This window comes from Paenarthrobacter sp. Z7-10 (genome assembly GCF_026932795.1).
Lineage (GTDB): Bacteria > Actinomycetota > Actinomycetes > Actinomycetales > Micrococcaceae > Arthrobacter_M.
In genome coordinates, this window is the sequence record NZ_JADPVH010000030.1 from 32318 (window position 1) to 48627 (window position 16310).

Genomic DNA, 16310 nt, shown 5'->3' on the forward strand with positions numbered 1-16310 from the left:
AAAAACGGACCGCATTTTCGCTTTAGGCGAAAATGCGGTCCTCACGTTAGACGGTACGTCTGCCGTCTCCGGCTGGCTTGTCACCTGGTTGTGAGACACCCGCTCATGGACTTAGTGGCCGAAAGTCTCGGTCTCCTCGAAGGGCCCCACCACTGTAACGGTCCGCGGGGCGGCCGCAAGGTCGCGGGCCAGCTCGCGGACCTGGTCCGCGGTGACGTTGCGGATGCGCTGCAGGGTTTCGTCGATGTCCAGGAATTCCCCGGACACCAATTCCGCCCTGCCCAGCCGGGACATCCGGGAACCAGTGTCCTCCAGCGCCAGCACAATACCGCCGGAGAGCTGGCCCACGGCCTTGGAAAGTTCGTCGTCGCTGATGCCGTCCGCGGCGAGCTTCTCCAGCTCGGCCGTCAGCAGGGAAACCACCTGCGCGACCTTCTGGGGTGCGCAGCCGGCATACATGCCGAAATAACCGGCGTCGGCGTAGCCGGAGGCGAAGGAATAGGTGGAGTACACAAGCCCGCGCTTCTCCCGAATCTCCTGGAACAGCCGTGAGGACATCCCGCCACCCAGAACCGCATTGAGCACGCTCATGACGAAGCGCCGCTCGTCCGTGGCCACGATGCTGGGGCAGCCCAGAATGATATTGGCTTGCTCAACCTGGCGTTTGATCACCTGCAGTCCGGCCGTGCCGGAGATGGAGACCGGGAAGGCCGAGCGTCGGGCTACTGGCGAAGCTTCACCGGACATCGCCCAACCGGCACCGTGCAGCGCCGAGAGCACTTGGCGGCAGACGTCGTCGTGGTCCAGGCCACCAGCTGCGGTAACTACCAGTTCGTCCGGGCGGTAGTACCGGCGGTAGTGGTCCCAGACCGAGTCGCGGGCGACGGCGCGGATGGCGTCGGGAGTCCCGCCAATAGGGCGGGCCAGGGGGTGCCCACCCAAAACGGCGGCGACAAAGTGTTCATGTGCCACGTCGGTCGGGTCATCGCTGTCCATTGCGATTTCCTCGAGGATGACGTCGCGTTCCTGCTCCAGCTCCGCCGGATCAAGAACTGCGCCGGTGATCATGTCCGCGATGACGTCGATCGCCATGGAAAGATCGGTGTCCAGCACGCGGGCGTAGTAGCAGGTGCTTTCCTTGGCGGTGGCAGCGTTGGACTCTCCCCCCACCTCGTCAAAGGCGGAGGCGATTTCCAGCGCGGTACGCCGCCGGGTTCCCTTGAACAGCAGATGTTCCAGGAAATGAGTCGAGCCGTGTTGGCCCTCGGCTTCGTCCCGAGAGCCAACACCGACCCAAAATCCGATTGTCGCGCTCCGCTGTCCCGGCATCGATTCAGTCAGCACCCGCACTCCCCCGGGCAGGACCGAACGGCGCACGGTGGCACCGCCGGACCCGATGGAGACCAGTGTCGAATCCTGCCCGACGGCGCCGGCAGCGACGGCGGAGGTCAGCGGCAATACGGTGAACGCCATGAATTACTCAGCGGCGCTTTCAGCGGCAACGGACTCAACGCCGTCAACGGAACCCTCGGCGTCCTGATCCCCGGCCACGACGGGCGAGAGGGACAGCTTTCCGCGGTCGTCGATCTTGGTGATTTCCACCTGGATCTTCTGCCCAACGGAAACGAAGTCGTCCACGTTGTCCACGCGCTTGCCGTTGGCCAGCTTGCGCAGCTCGGAGATGTGCAGCAGCCCATCCTTGCCCGGTGTCAGCGAAACAAACGCGCCAAAGGTGGTGGTCTTGACGACCGTGCCCAGGTAGCGCTCGCCGATTTCCGGAATCTGCGGGTTGGCAATCGCGTTAATCGCCGACCGGGCAGCATCGGCGGAGGGACCATTGGTCGCGCCGATGTAGACCGTGCCGTCATCTTCGATCGAGATGTCGGCGCCGGTGTCCTCCTGGATCTGGTTGATCATCTTGCCCTTCGGGCCAATGACCTCGCCGATCTTATCCACCGGGATCTTGACCGCGATGACCCGCGGCGCGAACTCGGAGAGCTCGTCCGGCACGTCGATGGCGGCGTTGAGCACACCAAGGATGTGCAGCCGGGCCTCGCGCGCCTGCTTCAGCGCCGCGGCCAGGACCGAGGCGGGGATACCGTCGAGCTTGGTGTCCAGCTGGATAGCTGTGACGAACTCACTCGTGCCGGCCACCTTGAAGTCCATGTCACCGAAAGCGTCTTCGGCGCCAAGAATGTCGGTCAACGCCGCATAGCGGGTCTGACCGTCCACCTGATCGGAGACCAAGCCCATGGCGATGCCGGCAACCGGCGCCTTCAGCGGCACACCGGCGTTGAGCAGGGACAGCGTCGAGGCGCAGACCGAACCCATCGAGGTGGAGCCGTTGGAGCTGAGGGCTTCGGAGACCTGGCGGATCGCGTAGGGGAATTCCTCCCGCGAGGGCAGCACCGGCATCAGGGCGCGCTCGGCGAGGGCGCCGTGGCCGATTTCGCGGCGCTTGGGCGAACCCACCCGACCGGTCTCGCCAGTGGAGTACGGCGGGAAGTTGTAGTTGTGCATGTAGCGCTTGCGCGTCACCGGGGACAGCGAGTCGATCTGCTGCTCCATCTTGAGCATGTTCAAGGTGGTCACTCCCAGGATCTGGGTTTCGCCACGCTCGAAGATGGCCGAGCCGTGCACGCGCGGCAGCACCTCCACCTCGGCGGTGAGCTGGCGGATGTCCGTCAGTCCCCGGCCGTCGATGCGGATCTGGTCCTTGAGGATGCGCTGGCGCACCACCTGCTTGGTGACGGAGCGGAAAGCAGCGGAAAGCTCCTTTTCGCGTCCCTCGAACGCGCTGGACAGCGAGCTGACCACCTCGTCCTTGAGCGCATCCGAGGCAATGTCCCGCTCCTGCTTGTCCGCGATCGCGAAGATTTCGGTCAGCTTGGCGGCCGCAGCGGATTCCACTGCCGCGTAGGCGTCATCCTGGTAATCGAGGAATACCGGGAATACAGCGGTCGGCTTGGCGGCACGGGCAGCCAGGTCGGCCTGGGCTTCGCACAGTGCCTTGATGAACGGCTTGGCCGCTTCCAGGCCCTCGGACACGATCTCCTCGGTCGGGGCGGTGGCGCCCTCTTCCTTGATCAGCTTCCAGGAGTTGTCCGTAGCCTCGGCTTCGACCATCATGATCGCCACGTCGCCGTCGTCGGTGACCTTGCCTGCCACCACCATGTTGAACACGGCGTTCGCCAATTCGGAGTGCTTCGGGAAGGCCACCCACTGGCCATCTATCAGGGCAACGCGGACGCCGCCGATCGGGCCGGAGAAGGGCAGCCCGGAGAGCTGAGTGGACATCGAGGAGGCGTTGATGGCCACGACGTCGTACAGCACGTCGGGGTTGATCGCCAGTACGGTGACCACAATCTGGACCTCGTTGCGCAGGCCCTTGACGAAGGCCGGACGCAGCGGGCGGTCCATCAGGCGGCAGGCCAGGATGGCCTCGGTGGACGGGCGGCCTTCGCGGCGGAAGAACGAGCCCGGGATGCGGCCGGCGGCGTACATCCGCTCCTCCACATCGACGGTCAGCGGGAAGAAGTCGAAGCCTTCCCGCGGGTGCTTTCCGGCCGTGGTGGCGGAGAGCAGAGCGGTTTCTTCGTCGATGTAGACCATCGCCGCACCCGCAGCCTGCTGTGCTAGCCGGCCGGTTTCGAACCGGATGACACGCTGGCCAAAGCGGCCGTTGTCAATAACGGCCTCGGCATACTGAATTTCGGGACCCTCCATAGAGAGTCACCTCCGTTTCCTGGTTGCTGTTTGTTGTCGCCAGGCAAACGCCGCCGGCCCGGAATCCCCCGTCTGTTGGTGGGGACCCGTTCAACACCCGGTCTTCGATCGAGATCCACGGGACGCCGTCAATCCAGCGTGCATTCCCGGGGATCACTACCGAGGACCGCGAATGCGCGACGTCGGATGGCTCCTGATGTTCTTTAGTGCCGGCCGCGTAGACCGGCGAAAGGCGGCCCTTCCCAACTGGGAAGGGGCCGCCTCACGGTGCTGCTATCGGCGCAGACCGAGGCGCTCAATGAGCGAACGGTAGCGCGTGATGTCGGTCTTGCGCAGGTAATCCAGCAGACGACGACGACGTCCCACCAGCAGCAGCAGGCCGCGGCGGGTGTGGTGGTCATGCTTGTGGGCCTTCAGGTGTTCGGTCAGGTCCAGAATGCGTCGGGACAGCATGGCGACCTGAACCTCGGGCGAACCGGTGTCGCCTTCAACGGTGGCGTAGGCCTTCATGATTTCTTGCTTGACAGCGGCTTCAAGTGCCACAAGTAACTCCTAGAGTTGTGCCGTGAGGCCCGAATCAGCAGTGTGCCGCCGGGGAAGACCGTAGATCCAACAGGCGCAAACGCCAGCCGACTGCAGGTCCGAATCCAGCAGCCACGGACTGCAGCCGGATTCTCGGTCTTAGTTTACTCTGCGCGGCGTGGCTCTGTCGAAAGCGCATTCTGCCAGCCGGAGCGGGTGTCGGCTGGGGTGTCGGCTGGGGTGTCGGCTTCGCCAGACCGATCGCGGGCCAAAATGCTTCTGGTCTCGTCGACGTCACGGCACATCTGCTCCACCAGCGCCTCAGCTCCGGTGTAGGCGACCATGCCGCGCAGCCGGGCGACAAACTCTAGGACGACATTCTGGCCGTAGAGATCGAAGTCCTCAACCCGCTCCTGTGGGCGGTCGATCACGTAGGCCTCCACCTGCCGGCCGACATGGGCAAACGTGGGATTGGAGCCCACAGACACCGCGGCCGGCCAGCGGCTGCCTGCCTCATCCGTCAACCAGCCGGCGTAGATGCCGTCCGCGGGGATGAACCCGGTGGCCGCCGGCGAGAGATTCGCGGTGGGGAAACCGAGTTCGCGTCCCCGTCCGGCGCCATGCACCACCTCGCCACGCATATGGTGCGGCCGGCCCAGCACCTCCGCCGCGGTAGCCACATCCCCGCGGCCGAGGGCCTCCCGCACCCAGGTCGAGGAACAGCGGCGGTCAGCGCCGAATTCGTCGATAACCATCACGTCGAAGCCCAAGCGCGCTCCCAAAGTCTCCATGGTGGCCAGGTCACCGGAGTTTCCGCGGCCAAACCGAACATCGTGGCCAATCACCACGGCCGCCGCCGCCAGAGAGTCGACGAAGACGGATTGGACAAACTCCTCCGGGCTCTGCTGCGCCAGCGCCAACGTGTAGGGCATCACCAGCACGGCGTCCACGCCGCTGGCCGCCATGGTGTCCAGCCGGTCCGCCAGCGACATGATTTGCCTGGGCGCCGAGTCCGGGCGATGAACCTGCGCCGGGTGCGGATCGAATGTAATGGCCACGGCCGCTTCATCGCGGCTGCGGGCAGTGGCCACCAGCCGGGCCAGGACCTGCTGATGGCCCCTGTGCACGCCGTCAAAGTTTCCGAGCGTGACCACCGATGGTCCGAATCCAGCGGGAACCTCGGTCAGAGAATTCCAGAAGTGCACCATCACCCTCGCCTTTTTATGCGCGCTGCCCGCGTGCCGTCGTCGTCGTTCATCTGCGCCGTTGCCGGCCAAACCCTAACGTTACCCGCACCTCACGGCCGTTCCGGACCGTCCCATTGAGCCACCGGCCGGCGTCCGTCGTCCCTGGCAAGGGTCAGGATCCAGGCATCCGCCGGCGTACCGCGGTTGTCCGCAAAGCCGCGGACCTGCGCGTCGAAAGCGAAGCCAAGCTTCCAGGCAAGTTTGCGGCTGGCCCAATTGGGAACCAGCACCCGCCAGTGCAGGTACAGCAGATTGAGCTGGTCGAAGGAGTAGTCCAGCAGCAGCCTGGCGGCCCGCTCGGAGACGCCACGGCCCCGGGCATGCGGGCCGATATTAATGCCCACCTCGGCCGCACCGGGGCGGAAGGCGTGCAGCCCGATGGTGCCAAGCAGGGCATCGGTTGCCGCGTCCGCCACCGCAAAGGTCTGCTGCGAACCGTCGGTCCACCACTGAGGCACAACATCGTGGATGAAACTGCGGGCGTCCTCCCGCGCATAATCCAGCGGCACTTTGGTCCAGCGAACGGATTCGGGGTCCCGGCAATTGTGCACCAGTTGATCCGTATCCAGCTCGGTCAGGGCGCGCAGTGTCACGGTTCCGTCAGCCAACACCGGCACCACCGCTTCTGGGCGCAGCCCCGGCACGGCAGGATCGGGGCGCAGCCCCGGCACGGCAGGTTCCGTGCGCAGCCCCGGCACGGCACGATCCGGGCGGCGCGCCTTACCCAACTCTGTCACGGGCGTATTCCAGCCTGCCCGCGATGCCGGTACAGCCACAGCAGGCCCAGGATCGGCAACACCAGCGGCACATAGCCGTAGCCGCGGCCGAAGACGCTCCAGACCGTTTCCTGCGGGAAGGCCCTGCCGTCGAGCAGGCTCAGCGTGCCGACCGCCAGCACCCCCAGCAATTCCACGCAGACCGCAGCTGTGGCGGCCCGGAACCAAAAGGATCCCCGGCGCGCCAGAGAGACAGTCGCGGCGATGTAGACCACGGCGGCGAAGGCGGAAAGCAGATATGCCAGCGGCGCTTCGGAAAACTTGGTGGCAATCTGGAACGCGGCCCGGGCGGTGGCGGCGAGAGCGAAGATGCCGTACACAGCGATCAGGATCCGTCCCGGGCCGGTGGCCAGACCAGCGTCCGGCACGCTGGCCGGAACCGGGGCGGCGGGGTTTGCCGGGTCGGTGGGCTTTTGTCGGTGACTCATCGTGCTGCTCCTCATAGTTCTCCTCACGGATGGCCGTACCAGATCTGGGCCATCCGGGCCATCATTACGATGACCGTCACACCGACGGCCGCCAGCACATAGTTGCTCCAAAAGCTGCGTTCCAGCAGCGCCCAGTAGAAGCCCGCAATGGGAAGGGCCAGTGCGGTAACCAGGTAGGCCCAGAACTCCCACGGTTCGCCGGCCAGCTGCTCTCCCCCACCCACGCGCAGCAGGGATCCGACCAGATACACCAGCAGGAACAGTTCCACCGCGGCCACGGACAGCAGCGTCACATCATTTGGCACCTTCTTCAGTGCCGCGGCGAGGACACAAATGCCGGTGGAGATCAATCCAATCACGAGCCCGGCGACAAACCATCCGTCCAGAACCACGGTTCAGGTTCCGTTGGCAGGACGAAAGACCAGGACCGGTTTGGCATACTGTCCGGCGTCGGCCAGCAGCGCCACCACGGTTCCGTCCGGGCTGAAGGCCGCGGCTGGATGACCCGCAGTATGGCCAGCCCCGCTGCCGGCAATCCGGCGGCCGAAGGAAAGCTCGGCCGTTTCCTCCCCGGTCAGCTCGCGCACGGGCATCAGTGCCCTTGCGGCATCGGACATGTCCAGCAGTGCAAGGTGTTCGGCCAACTGCTCCAAGGTACTGGCGTCCTGGATGCGGAAGGGCCCAACCCGGGTGCGCCGCAGCGCGGTGAGGTGACCGCCCACGGCCAGGGCGGAGCCAAGATCGCGTGCCAGCGCCCGGACGTAGGTCCCCGAGGAGCACTCGACCGTCACGTCCACGTCGATCAGCTGGCTGCCGTCCTCGGCGCCCTGATCCTGCGAGTCCTGCGGGAGCCGTCGGATGGCATGGATGTCGAAACGGTGGATGGTCACCGGCCTCGCGGCCAGCTGCACGTCCTTACCGGAACGTACGCGTGCGTAGGCGCGCTCGCCGTTGACCTTGATGGCGCTGACGCTGCTGGGGATCTGTAGTATCTCGCCGGTTAGGGCCGCGATCCCGGTCCGGATCGAATCCTCGGACACGGCCGCCGTCGTCGTACTCGCGGTGATCTCGCCCTCCGCGTCATCCGTGACGGTGCTGCGGCCGAGACGAAGCGTGGCGTCATACGTTTTGGACGTCCCCACGATGTAGGTCAGCAGCCGGGTGGCTTTGTTGATGCCCAGGACCAGGACACCCGTCGCCATCGGATCCAGCGTTCCGGCATGGCCCACTTTGCGTGTGTTAGCCAGCCGGCGCATGCGCGCCACCACGTCGTGGCTCGTCCACCCCGGTGGCTTGTCCACGATGATCAGTCCCGAATCCACGTTTTCCAGTATATGGCCGGGCCAGCCTGCCCAATTCGCCGGCCCGATTCGCCTGCCGAACCGGGCTGGCACGCCCGCCCACAGCACCGGCCACAGCACCGCCCACAGCTGCGGCGTCCGCCGCACGGGATGATTGAGGTTAGGATTCCAGCTATGCCCCAGCTTGCACCTCAGGTTTCAGATCTCCCACCCAACCAGATCCGCCAGATCACGGAAGCTGCGTGGGCACAGCCCGGCAGCCTGGTGCTCAGTATCGGCGAGCCCGGATTTCCGGTGCCGGCCCACGTGCTCGACGCCGGCATTGCCACCTTGGCGCGCGATGAGACCAATTACACCCCTAACGCGGGGATCGCACCCCTGCGTGCCGCCTTCGCCAAGCGCTTCCACGAGCTCAATGGCGTGGCGGTCGACGCGTCCGCGGTTTTCGTCACCTCCGGCGCCCAGCAGGGACTGCATCTGGCAATGAGCCTGCTGTTGGCACCTGGCGATGAGATCCTGGTGCCGAATCCGGGCTACCCCACTTTTGCGATGACGAGCCGGCTGCTCAACGCCGTGCCGGTTCCCTATCCGTTGTACCCGGAGCACGGATTCCAGCCCCAGCTGGCGGATCTGGAAGCCCTCCTGACGGAGCGTACCCGGGTCCTGATGCTCAACTCGCCGTCCAACCCCCTGGGCGCTGTTTTTCCCGCCGACCTCACCCGGAGGCTGGTGGAACTGGCCCGCAAGCATGACCTGTGGATCATCTCAGATGAGTGCTACGAAGCATTCACCTTTGATGTTCCGCATACCAGTCCAGCCGTTTTCGACACGGACGGCCGGGTGTTCACCTCATTCACCACGTCCAAGACCTACGGGCTAACCGGTTTGCGGGTGGGTGCGCTCGTCATTCCGCAGGCTCCGAGCGGAGGGGCTGCTGCTTCCGCCCGGGAGTCTGGCCAGGACGCTTTGCCGCTCCTGGATCTGCAGGCGGTGACGGCCACCGTCGTCGAATCCACGTATTCGTGTGTCAGCACGCCAGCCCAGTATGCCGCTCTGGCAGCCCTGACCGGGCCACAGGATTATGTCAGTACGGCCCGCCGACACTATCGGGCCAACCGGGACGCTGCCGCGGCCGTGCTGCGGCAAAAGGGCATTCGGTATTTGGATGCGCAGGGCGCTTTTTATCTGTGGGCGGACATGTCACATGCCAGTGGAGGCGACATCCGCGCCTGGGTGCACCGATTCCTGGCCGAGGACGGCGTCGCAGTAGCGCCCGGGACGGCCTTTGGGTCCATCGGCGAAGGCTGGATTCGAATTGCGCTCTGCGGGGACAGCACCGAACTCATCGCCGGCGTCAGCCGCCTGCCCGCTCCCGTGCCACTGCCCCAACTCTAAATCGAGCGAGTACTCCGTGCTCGATACAGGGCTGTATCGAGCACGGCGTACTCACTCGATAGGTATGTCAGTCCTCGGGTTCGCCGTCGTCCTCGGGCTTGCGGTAGGGGTCCGGGTCGCCGGCAAACGCCGCACCCTCGGCGATCGCGGCAACCTCGGCATCACGAGCCTTGGCCACCCGCAGCAGCTCCTCAAGATGACCGGCATTGACGGGGATCTCGTCGGCAACGAATTCGAGCGTGGGCGTCAGCCGCACGGTGATGTTGCGGCCGACTTCCTGGCGCAGCACGCCACGTGCCCTGTCCAGTCCCACCTTGGCGTCCGCCTGGGCTGTCTCGTCACCGAGGACCGTGTAATAAACGGTGGCATGCTGGAGATCATTCGTCACCCGCGCATCGGTCACGGTGATGCCCTCAACCCGGGGATCCTTCACCCGCCGCCGCAGTCCTTCGGCAACAACAACCTTAATCCGCTGCGCCAACTTAGCAGCGCGGGCCGAATCGGCCATGACAAACTCCTCAAAATAAGACGTCCGACGGCGACGCGGAAGCGTCGGGTGGAAAGTCACGTTGTGTGTGAGCGCAGTGAAGCGCCCCTGGCCGCGGAAGCTCCCTGCCGGCATAGCAGCGAAGGGAGCAGCCGGGGGACGGGCGGTACCCCCGAACGGCGAAGCAGGTGGGGCCGCCGGACGAATCCAGCGGTCCCACCTGATGTCCACTAGGCGCGCGGTTTCTCGCGCATCTCGAACGTCTCGATGATGTCCTCGGTCTGCAGATCGTTGAACGATCCCAGGCCGATACCACACTCGAAACCGTCCCGGACCTCGGTCGCGTCGTCCTTGAACCGCTTGAGCGAATCGACCGTGAGGTTCTCTCCGATGACCTTGCCGGCGCGCAGCACGCGGGCCTTGGTGTTCCGTCGAATAATGCCCGAGCGGACAATGGAACCGGCGATGTTGCCGAACTTGGAGGAACGGAAGACCTCGCGGATTTCCGCGGTGCCCAACTGGACTTCCTCGTATTCGGGCTTGAGCATTCCCTTCAGGGCCAGCTCAATATCGTCGATCGCCGCGTAGATGACCGAGTAGAAGCGCAGGTCCACGCCCTCTCGGTCCGCCAGCTCGGCAACGCGTTCCGCCGGCTTGACGTTGAAGCCGATGATGATCGCGTTGTCCACCGTTGCCAGGTTGACGTCATTCTGCGTGATGGCACCGACGCCACGGTGGATGACGCGCAGCTGCACGCCTTCGCCCACATCGATCTTGAGCAGCGAGTCCTCCAAGGCCTCAACGGCACCGGAGACGTCACCCTTGAGGATGAGGTTGAGCGTATCAACCTTGCCAGCCGCCACAGCCTGGTCGAAGTCTTCCAGACTGATGCGCTTGCGGCGCTTGGCCAGAGCCGCGTTGCGGTCGGCTGCTTCACGCTTTTCAGCGATCTGACGGGCGGTGCGCTCATCGCCTGTCACGAAGAACGTGTCACCTGCCCGAGGCACGTTGGACAGACCGAGCACCTGCACCGGCCGTGACGGTCCGGCAGCAGTGAGCACGCCGCCGTCCTCGTCAAACATGGCGCGGACGCGGCCGTGGGCGGTACCGGCCACGATCGTGTCACCGACATGCAGTGTTCCGGACTGCACCAGAACAGTGGCCACGGAACCGCGGCCCTTGTCCAGGTTCGCCTCGATGGCGATACCGCGTGCATCCTTGTCCGGGTTGGCCCGCATGTCGAGGGCGGCATCGGCGGTCAGCAGAACGGCCTCAAGCAGTTCGTCGATGTTCAGCTTCTGCCGGGCCGAAACGTCGACGAACATCGTGTCGCCACCGTATTCCTCGGGAACCAGACCGTATTCGGTCAGCTGGCCGCGGATCTTTTCCGGGTTGGCGCCGTCCTTATCGATCTTGTTCACCGCGACGACGATCGGCACGCCTGCGGCCTGGGCATGGTTGAGTGCCTCAACGGTCTGCGGCATAACGCCGTCGTCCGCTGCGACCACCAGAACCGCAATGTCGGTAACCTTCGCACCACGGGCACGCATGGCGGTGAACGCCTCGTGGCCCGGAGTGTCAATGAAGGTGATCCGGCGTTCGGTTCCCTCATGCTCGTGGCTGATCTGGTAAGCACCGATGTGCTGCGTGATGCCACCATGCTCATCCGCCATGACGTCCGAGTTCCGGATGGCATCCAGCAGCCGGGTCTTACCGTGGTCAACGTGACCCATAACGGTGACCACCGGCGGGCGTGCCGTCAGGTCCTCGTCGCCTTCGGCCTCCAACTCGGCATCAAAGTCGATGTCGAAGGTGCTCAGGAGCTCGCGCTCTTCGTCCTCCGGCGAAACGACCTGCAGCTGGTAGCCCAGCTCCTCGCCCAGCATGGCAAAGGTGTCCTCGTCCAGCGACTGCGTGGCCGTGGCCATCTCGCCGAGGTGGAAGAGCACCGTTACCAGTGCTGCCGGGTTTGCCTCAATCTTGTCAGCGAAGTCCGTGATGGAGGAACCACGGCGCAGACGGACAATCGTGCTCCCGTCGCCGCGGGGCACACTCACGCCACCCAGCGAGGGTGCGCTCATCTGCTCCAGTTCCTGCCGCTTCGCGCGCTTCGACTTACGCTGCTTGCCGCGGCCGGCGCCTCCCTTACCGAAGGCACCCTGCGTTCCACCGCGGCCCCGGCCGCCCTTGCCGAAGCCACCGCCGGCGGGCGCACCCGTGCCGCCGCCTGCGCCCGGAGCGCCACCGGTGCCCGGGGCACCCGGACGTCCGCGGCCCGCTCCACCGGGGCGGTCATTGCCGCGGCCCGGTGCAGCCGGGCGTTCGGTCCGGTTAGGCATCATGCCCGGAGTGGGCCGGGATCCGGGGGCACCACCGGGCCGGGGAGCACCCGGCCGGGGACCACCGGCGCCTGCGGCGGGACGGGGACCGCCCGCGCCGGCCGCCGGCCTGCTGCCTGCATGGCTGCCGCCGGTACCTGACTCGGCCGAGCGCGGGGCGCCGGGACGCGGCATGCCCTGCGAGGGCGCGAACGGGTTATTGCCCGGTCGCGGTCCACCGGCACCGGGACGCTGTCCACGATCCGTGTCACCACGGTCCGGCCGTGAGCCGGAACGAGGCATACCTTGCGAGGTCGCGAACGGATTATTGCCCGGACGGGGCCCACCCGGACGTGTACCGGATGACGACGACGGCCTGGCGGGAGCGGCGGGCGTCTGCGCTGCCGGGGCGGCGGGAGCCTGGGCTGCCGGGGCGGCAGGAGTCTGGGCTGCGGGAGCAGCCGGGGCCGGTGCGGCCGGGATTACTGGGGGTGCCGGCGCGGCAGCAGCGGAAGCCGCAGGGGCCGGACGGGCACCCGGCTTAACTCCCGACGACGCGGCCGGTGCCGGAGCAATGGCGGGACTGGCAGCCGGAACGGCCGGAGCAGCTTCGGCCGTCGGGGCAGCGGCTGCCGGTTTGGGCGCTCCAGCCGATGCTACGGCGGGGGCAGCCACCGGGGCCGCGGCGCTGGTGGGCGCGGAGTCTTTAGCTGCGGCACCAGCGGGCGCCGCAGGGAATGCGTTGCGTAGCTTTCTCACAACGGGGGCCTCAATCGTGGAGGAAGCGGAGCGAACAAACTCGCCCAGTTCCTGAAGCTTGGTGACAGCTTCCTTTGAGGTAATGCCGAGCTCTTTAGCGAGCTCATGTACGCGGGCCTTGGCCACATTTCTCCTGTCTCGGCCCGCACCGGACAGGTACGAACCTCTAAGTCTTACTTCGGCATTCCACGGCGGAATGTCCGGCTTCAGAGCACAACAAAACAATCATCGTTGGGCACTCATCGCTGGGTACTCATCGGGTTTCCATCAGTTTTTTGACCCGCTTTCAGGTTGGACAATTACTTTCTTCATTTTCCGCGGAGGCTGCTCCGGCCACCAGCGCTACATAGTCCGCAACCGCTGTGCAGTCGGAGGCACCCGGCAGGGCACGTCCAATTGCACGCCGCTTGAGAGCCAGCGCCAGGCAGGCCGTCGTGGGATGCAACCAAGCTCCCCGCCCGGGGAGCCGATGCCGGGGATCAGCAACCGCGGCCGTATCGCCCGCGGCGGAGAGTTCCCGAACCATCCGCAACAAATGAGACTGGGTTTCACGCCGACGGCAGCCCACACACGTACGCATTGGTTGCGCAGCCGCCCGAAACGGTACCGCTGCTTCAAACACTGCGCATGCCTCGCGTGGGATTGTCGGTCGCTGGACCCGGCCACATCCATTCTAGCGCGTTGGGGACCCGGCCGCCTAAACCAGCGAATCAGCATAACCCCCGGCTCTGCCGGGGCCAACCCTCAGGTTGGGACCTTCAGCTGGCCGCCTTGGCGGTGTCGGAGATGATGTCGATCCGCCAACCGGTCAGCTTAGCGGCCAACCGGGCATTCTGGCCTTCCTTGCCGATCGCAAGGGAGAGCTGGTAGTCCGGGACCACGACCCGGGCGGAACGCGTCTCGGGGTCCGTGATGGTGACGGAGTTCACCTTCGACGGCGAGAGCGAGTTGGCGATAAAGGTCACCGCGTCCTCGCTGAAGTCGACAATGTCAATCTTTTCATCGTTCAACTCGGTCATCACGGCGCGGACCCGGGAGCCCATTTCACCAATGCAGGCACCCTTGGCATTGATCCCTGCCTGATGAGCCTTCACCGCAATCTTGGTGCGGTGGCCGGCCTCGCGAGCCAGTGCGACGATCTCCACACTTCGGTCCGCGATCTCGGGAACCTCCAGCTCGAAGAGCTTGCGGACCAGCCCGGGGTGCGAGCGGGACAGCGTGATGGAGGGACCCTTAAGCCCGCGGTGCACATCTATAACGAACGCCCTGATCCGGGTGCCGTGCTTGTAGACCTCGCCGGGAACCTGCTCGGTGGGTGGCAGCACGGCTTCGACAGTCCCCAGATTGACCTGGACCATGTGCGGATTGTGGCCCTGCTGGATCTGACCGGAAACCAGTTCGCCTTCCTTGCCCCGGAACTGACCCAGTACGTTGTCATCCTCGACGTCGCGCAACCGCTGCAGGATGATCTGCCGGGCGGTGCTGGCGGCAATACGTCCGAAGCCGGCCGGCGTGTCGTCGAATTCGCCAACGGGGGCGCCTTCTTCGTCAACCTCCGCGGCCCAAATGGTGACATGCCCGCTCTTGCGGTCCAGCTCCGCCCGCGCCGTCGCGATGGCTCCGGCGCTTCGGTGATAGGCCACCAGCAGCGCCTGTTCGATGGTGGGGATCAGCAGATCCAGCGGGATTTCGCGTTCACGCTCCAGCAGTCTCAGCGCGCTCATATCGATATCCATGTCAGCTTTCCTCTTCCTCGGCCGTATCGTCGTCGGCCTGTTCTCCGTCAGCGTCCAGCCCATGCTCATTCAGGCGGCTGAATTCCACCTCGACGCTACCGTGCCGAATCTGTTCAAATCCCATCTGGACGGGCGCAACCTGTTTGGGCTTCATACCCTTTTTGACTGTCAGCTCGGGACGGAGGGTGACGCCATCGTCGTCCACCTCCAGCAGCCGGCCGGTGACTTTTTCGCCCTGCACTGGGGTGAGCGTAACCATCCGCCCGCGGGCACGGCGCCAGTGCCGCGGTTCCGTCAGTGGCCGGCCGACCCCCGGGGAGGAGACCTCCAGATCGTAGGGCCGCCCGTCATCGTGCGGATCGGTGTCCATCACGAGGGAAAGTTCACGGGAAATGTCGGCAATAGCATCCAGGGCGACGCTGCCGCTCTGATCCTCGGGGAGGTCAACGACGACGCTGACGGTGCGGTGTGACCCGGCGAGGTGGACGGTGACGTCTTCAAGGTAAAGTCTTTGGGCCTGCACGGCCGGGTTCAACAAGTCGAAAAGTCGCGCAGACTCCGCGGTTGTAGCGCCTGCTGAACTGATTGCGCTGGGCCGATCCGGCTTATTCATTCGATTGCCGCCTCCTGCGCTAGATGATGTTGTAGCCTATAGCTTACCGAGTTTCATGGAGCTGCGGTGACTTGCTGTGTTTGCTCCCGGGTTACCCAGCGGCATCGAATGAACGGGAACCGCGCCCCGACTGGGTGCGCGCGGCCCCGCCGCCGTGACATCATCAAGTGTTGTGATGAACTCCTCCTCCCCGCATGAGTCCGGCGGTCGCCGCCAGGACCCCACGTCTGCCGGGTGGATGAATAAAGCCGGGCGGAATAGAGCCGGGCGGATACTGCGGCAGTCGCTGCTGCTGGCCGTCATTGCCGCACTGGTGGTGGCCTTGGGAGCCGTCGTGACCAAGGTTCCGGAACCGGAACCGACCTCCCCCTCGGCTACCGAACTGGCTCGACTCGGTGTCTTGGAGAGCGCTATGGAGCTCCAGACCCAGACCATGGGACTGGCCGCCGCGGCCAAAGCGCCGAACACCAAAGACAAACTGCGGCAGACCGTATTAATGCTGGGGGCGGGCATTACGGCCCTGACCGTTCCTGCTCTGGGATCCATGGCGGCCTCAACCACAGCTGCCGGCGGCGCTGACAGCAGCCCGACGTCAACGACGGCCACCCCGGCAACGGTCCGCTCAGTGGTGGACGAGCTGACCTCGGCCAGCTCTACTGCCCTGGCCGCCGCTGCCCGCATCGATGGGCCGACGGCACGGCTGCTGGCCGCTATTGGCGCCGGCGAACTGATGCACGCCCGCCTCGTGGCCACCTCGGCCTCGATCACTGTTCCGGCCCTGCCCGCCAGGCCGGCCCCGCCCTCCAACACGGCGCCGGCCCCCGGTCCCGATTCGACGTCGCCGTCGTCGTCGACGCCCGCGTCAACATCCTCGCCGTCGTCACCCGCGTCAACATCCTCGCCGTCGTCACCCGCGTCAACATCCTCGCCGTCGTCACCCGCGTCAACATCCTCGCCGTCGTCACCCGCGTCAACATCCTCGCCGTCGTCACCCGCGTCAAC

At 65.6% G+C, this 16310-nt stretch carries 14 protein-coding genes and 1 pseudogene; 1 reads left to right on the forward strand and 14 read right to left on the reverse strand.

Translation table 11 applies throughout. From position 1 onward, the window contains the following. Window positions 1–111: 111 nt before the first annotated feature. From IV498_RS10640 to truB, 8 genes are all read right to left on the reverse strand, one after another. Window positions 112–1473 (reverse strand): M16 family metallopeptidase, encoded by a 1362-nt coding sequence (locus IV498_RS10640; RefSeq protein ID WP_269046533.1) that lies wholly within the window; start codon window positions 1471–1473, stop codon window positions 112–114. Window positions 1474–1476: 3 nt separating this feature from the next. After that, window positions 1477–3726: a polyribonucleotide nucleotidyltransferase gene (locus IV498_RS10645; protein WP_269046534.1), complete on the reverse strand. Its 2250-nt coding sequence runs from the start codon at window positions 3724–3726 to the stop codon at window positions 1477–1479. A 273-nt stretch (window positions 3727–3999) separates the two neighbouring features. Next, window positions 4000–4269 carry a 30S ribosomal protein S15 gene (rpsO, locus tag IV498_RS10650; protein WP_269046535.1) on the reverse strand — a complete coding sequence of 90 codons (270 nt, stop codon included), beginning with the start codon at window positions 4267–4269 and terminating at the stop codon, window positions 4000–4002. 143 nt (window positions 4270–4412) lie between these two features. Next, on the reverse strand, window positions 4413–5456 hold the full coding sequence (locus tag IV498_RS10655) for a bifunctional riboflavin kinase/FAD synthetase (RefSeq protein WP_269046536.1): 1044 nt from the start codon (window positions 5454–5456) through the stop codon (window positions 4413–4415). 89 nt (window positions 5457–5545) lie between these two features. Next, on the reverse strand, window positions 5546–6232 hold the full coding sequence (locus tag IV498_RS10660) for a GNAT family N-acetyltransferase (protein ID WP_269046537.1): 687 nt from the start codon (window positions 6230–6232) through the stop codon (window positions 5546–5548). Beyond that, window positions 6229–6699 (reverse strand): hypothetical protein, encoded by a 471-nt coding sequence (locus IV498_RS10665; RefSeq protein WP_269046538.1) that lies wholly within the window; start codon window positions 6697–6699, stop codon window positions 6229–6231. The genes IV498_RS10660 and IV498_RS10665 overlap by 4 nt, the downstream gene beginning before the upstream one ends. A gap of 23 nt (window positions 6700–6722) precedes the next feature. Then, a complete protein-coding gene (locus IV498_RS10670) occupies window positions 6723–7085 on the reverse strand; it encodes a hypothetical protein (RefSeq protein WP_269046548.1) in 363 nt (120 codons plus the stop codon). A 9-nt stretch (window positions 7086–7094) separates the two neighbouring features. Next, the gene (gene truB / locus IV498_RS10675; RefSeq protein WP_269046539.1) at window positions 7095–8021 is read right to left on the reverse strand and encodes a tRNA pseudouridine(55) synthase TruB; all 927 of its coding nucleotides are present in this window, start codon (window positions 8019–8021) and stop codon (window positions 7095–7097) included. 153 nt (window positions 8022–8174) lie between these two features. On the opposite strand from truB, the gene IV498_RS10680 reads away from it, so the two are divergent. Next, window positions 8175–9395, forward strand: a complete 1221-nt coding sequence (locus IV498_RS10680; protein ID WP_269046540.1) for a pyridoxal phosphate-dependent aminotransferase — start codon at window positions 8175–8177, stop codon at window positions 9393–9395. 67 nt (window positions 9396–9462) lie between these two features. Here IV498_RS10680 and rbfA read toward each other — a convergent pair whose 3' ends face one another. From rbfA to IV498_RS10710, 6 genes and pseudogenes are all read right to left on the reverse strand, one after another. Then, window positions 9463–9903, reverse strand: a complete 441-nt coding sequence (rbfA, locus tag IV498_RS10685) for a 30S ribosome-binding factor RbfA (protein ID WP_269046541.1) — start codon at window positions 9901–9903, stop codon at window positions 9463–9465. Window positions 9904–10112: 209 nt separating this feature from the next. After that, on the reverse strand, window positions 10113–13085 hold the full coding sequence (infB, locus tag IV498_RS10690; protein WP_269046542.1) for a translation initiation factor IF-2: 2973 nt from the start codon (window positions 13083–13085) through the stop codon (window positions 10113–10115). Between the two features lie 160 nt (window positions 13086–13245). Then, a complete protein-coding gene (locus IV498_RS10695; protein ID WP_330059457.1) occupies window positions 13246–13539 on the reverse strand; it encodes a YlxR family protein in 294 nt (97 codons plus the stop codon). A 178-nt stretch (window positions 13540–13717) separates the two neighbouring features. After that, window positions 13718–14695, reverse strand: a complete 978-nt coding sequence (nusA, locus tag IV498_RS10700) for a transcription termination factor NusA (RefSeq protein ID WP_269046543.1) — start codon at window positions 14693–14695, stop codon at window positions 13718–13720. 1 nt (window position 14696) lies between these two features. Continuing rightward, the gene (gene rimP, locus IV498_RS10705; protein WP_330059459.1) at window positions 14697–15308 is read right to left on the reverse strand and encodes a ribosome maturation factor RimP; all 612 of its coding nucleotides are present in this window, start codon (window positions 15306–15308) and stop codon (window positions 14697–14699) included. A 36-nt stretch (window positions 15309–15344) separates the two neighbouring features. After that, window positions 15345–16310 (reverse strand): annotated as a pseudogene (locus tag IV498_RS10710) (hypothetical protein); the annotation flags it as partial.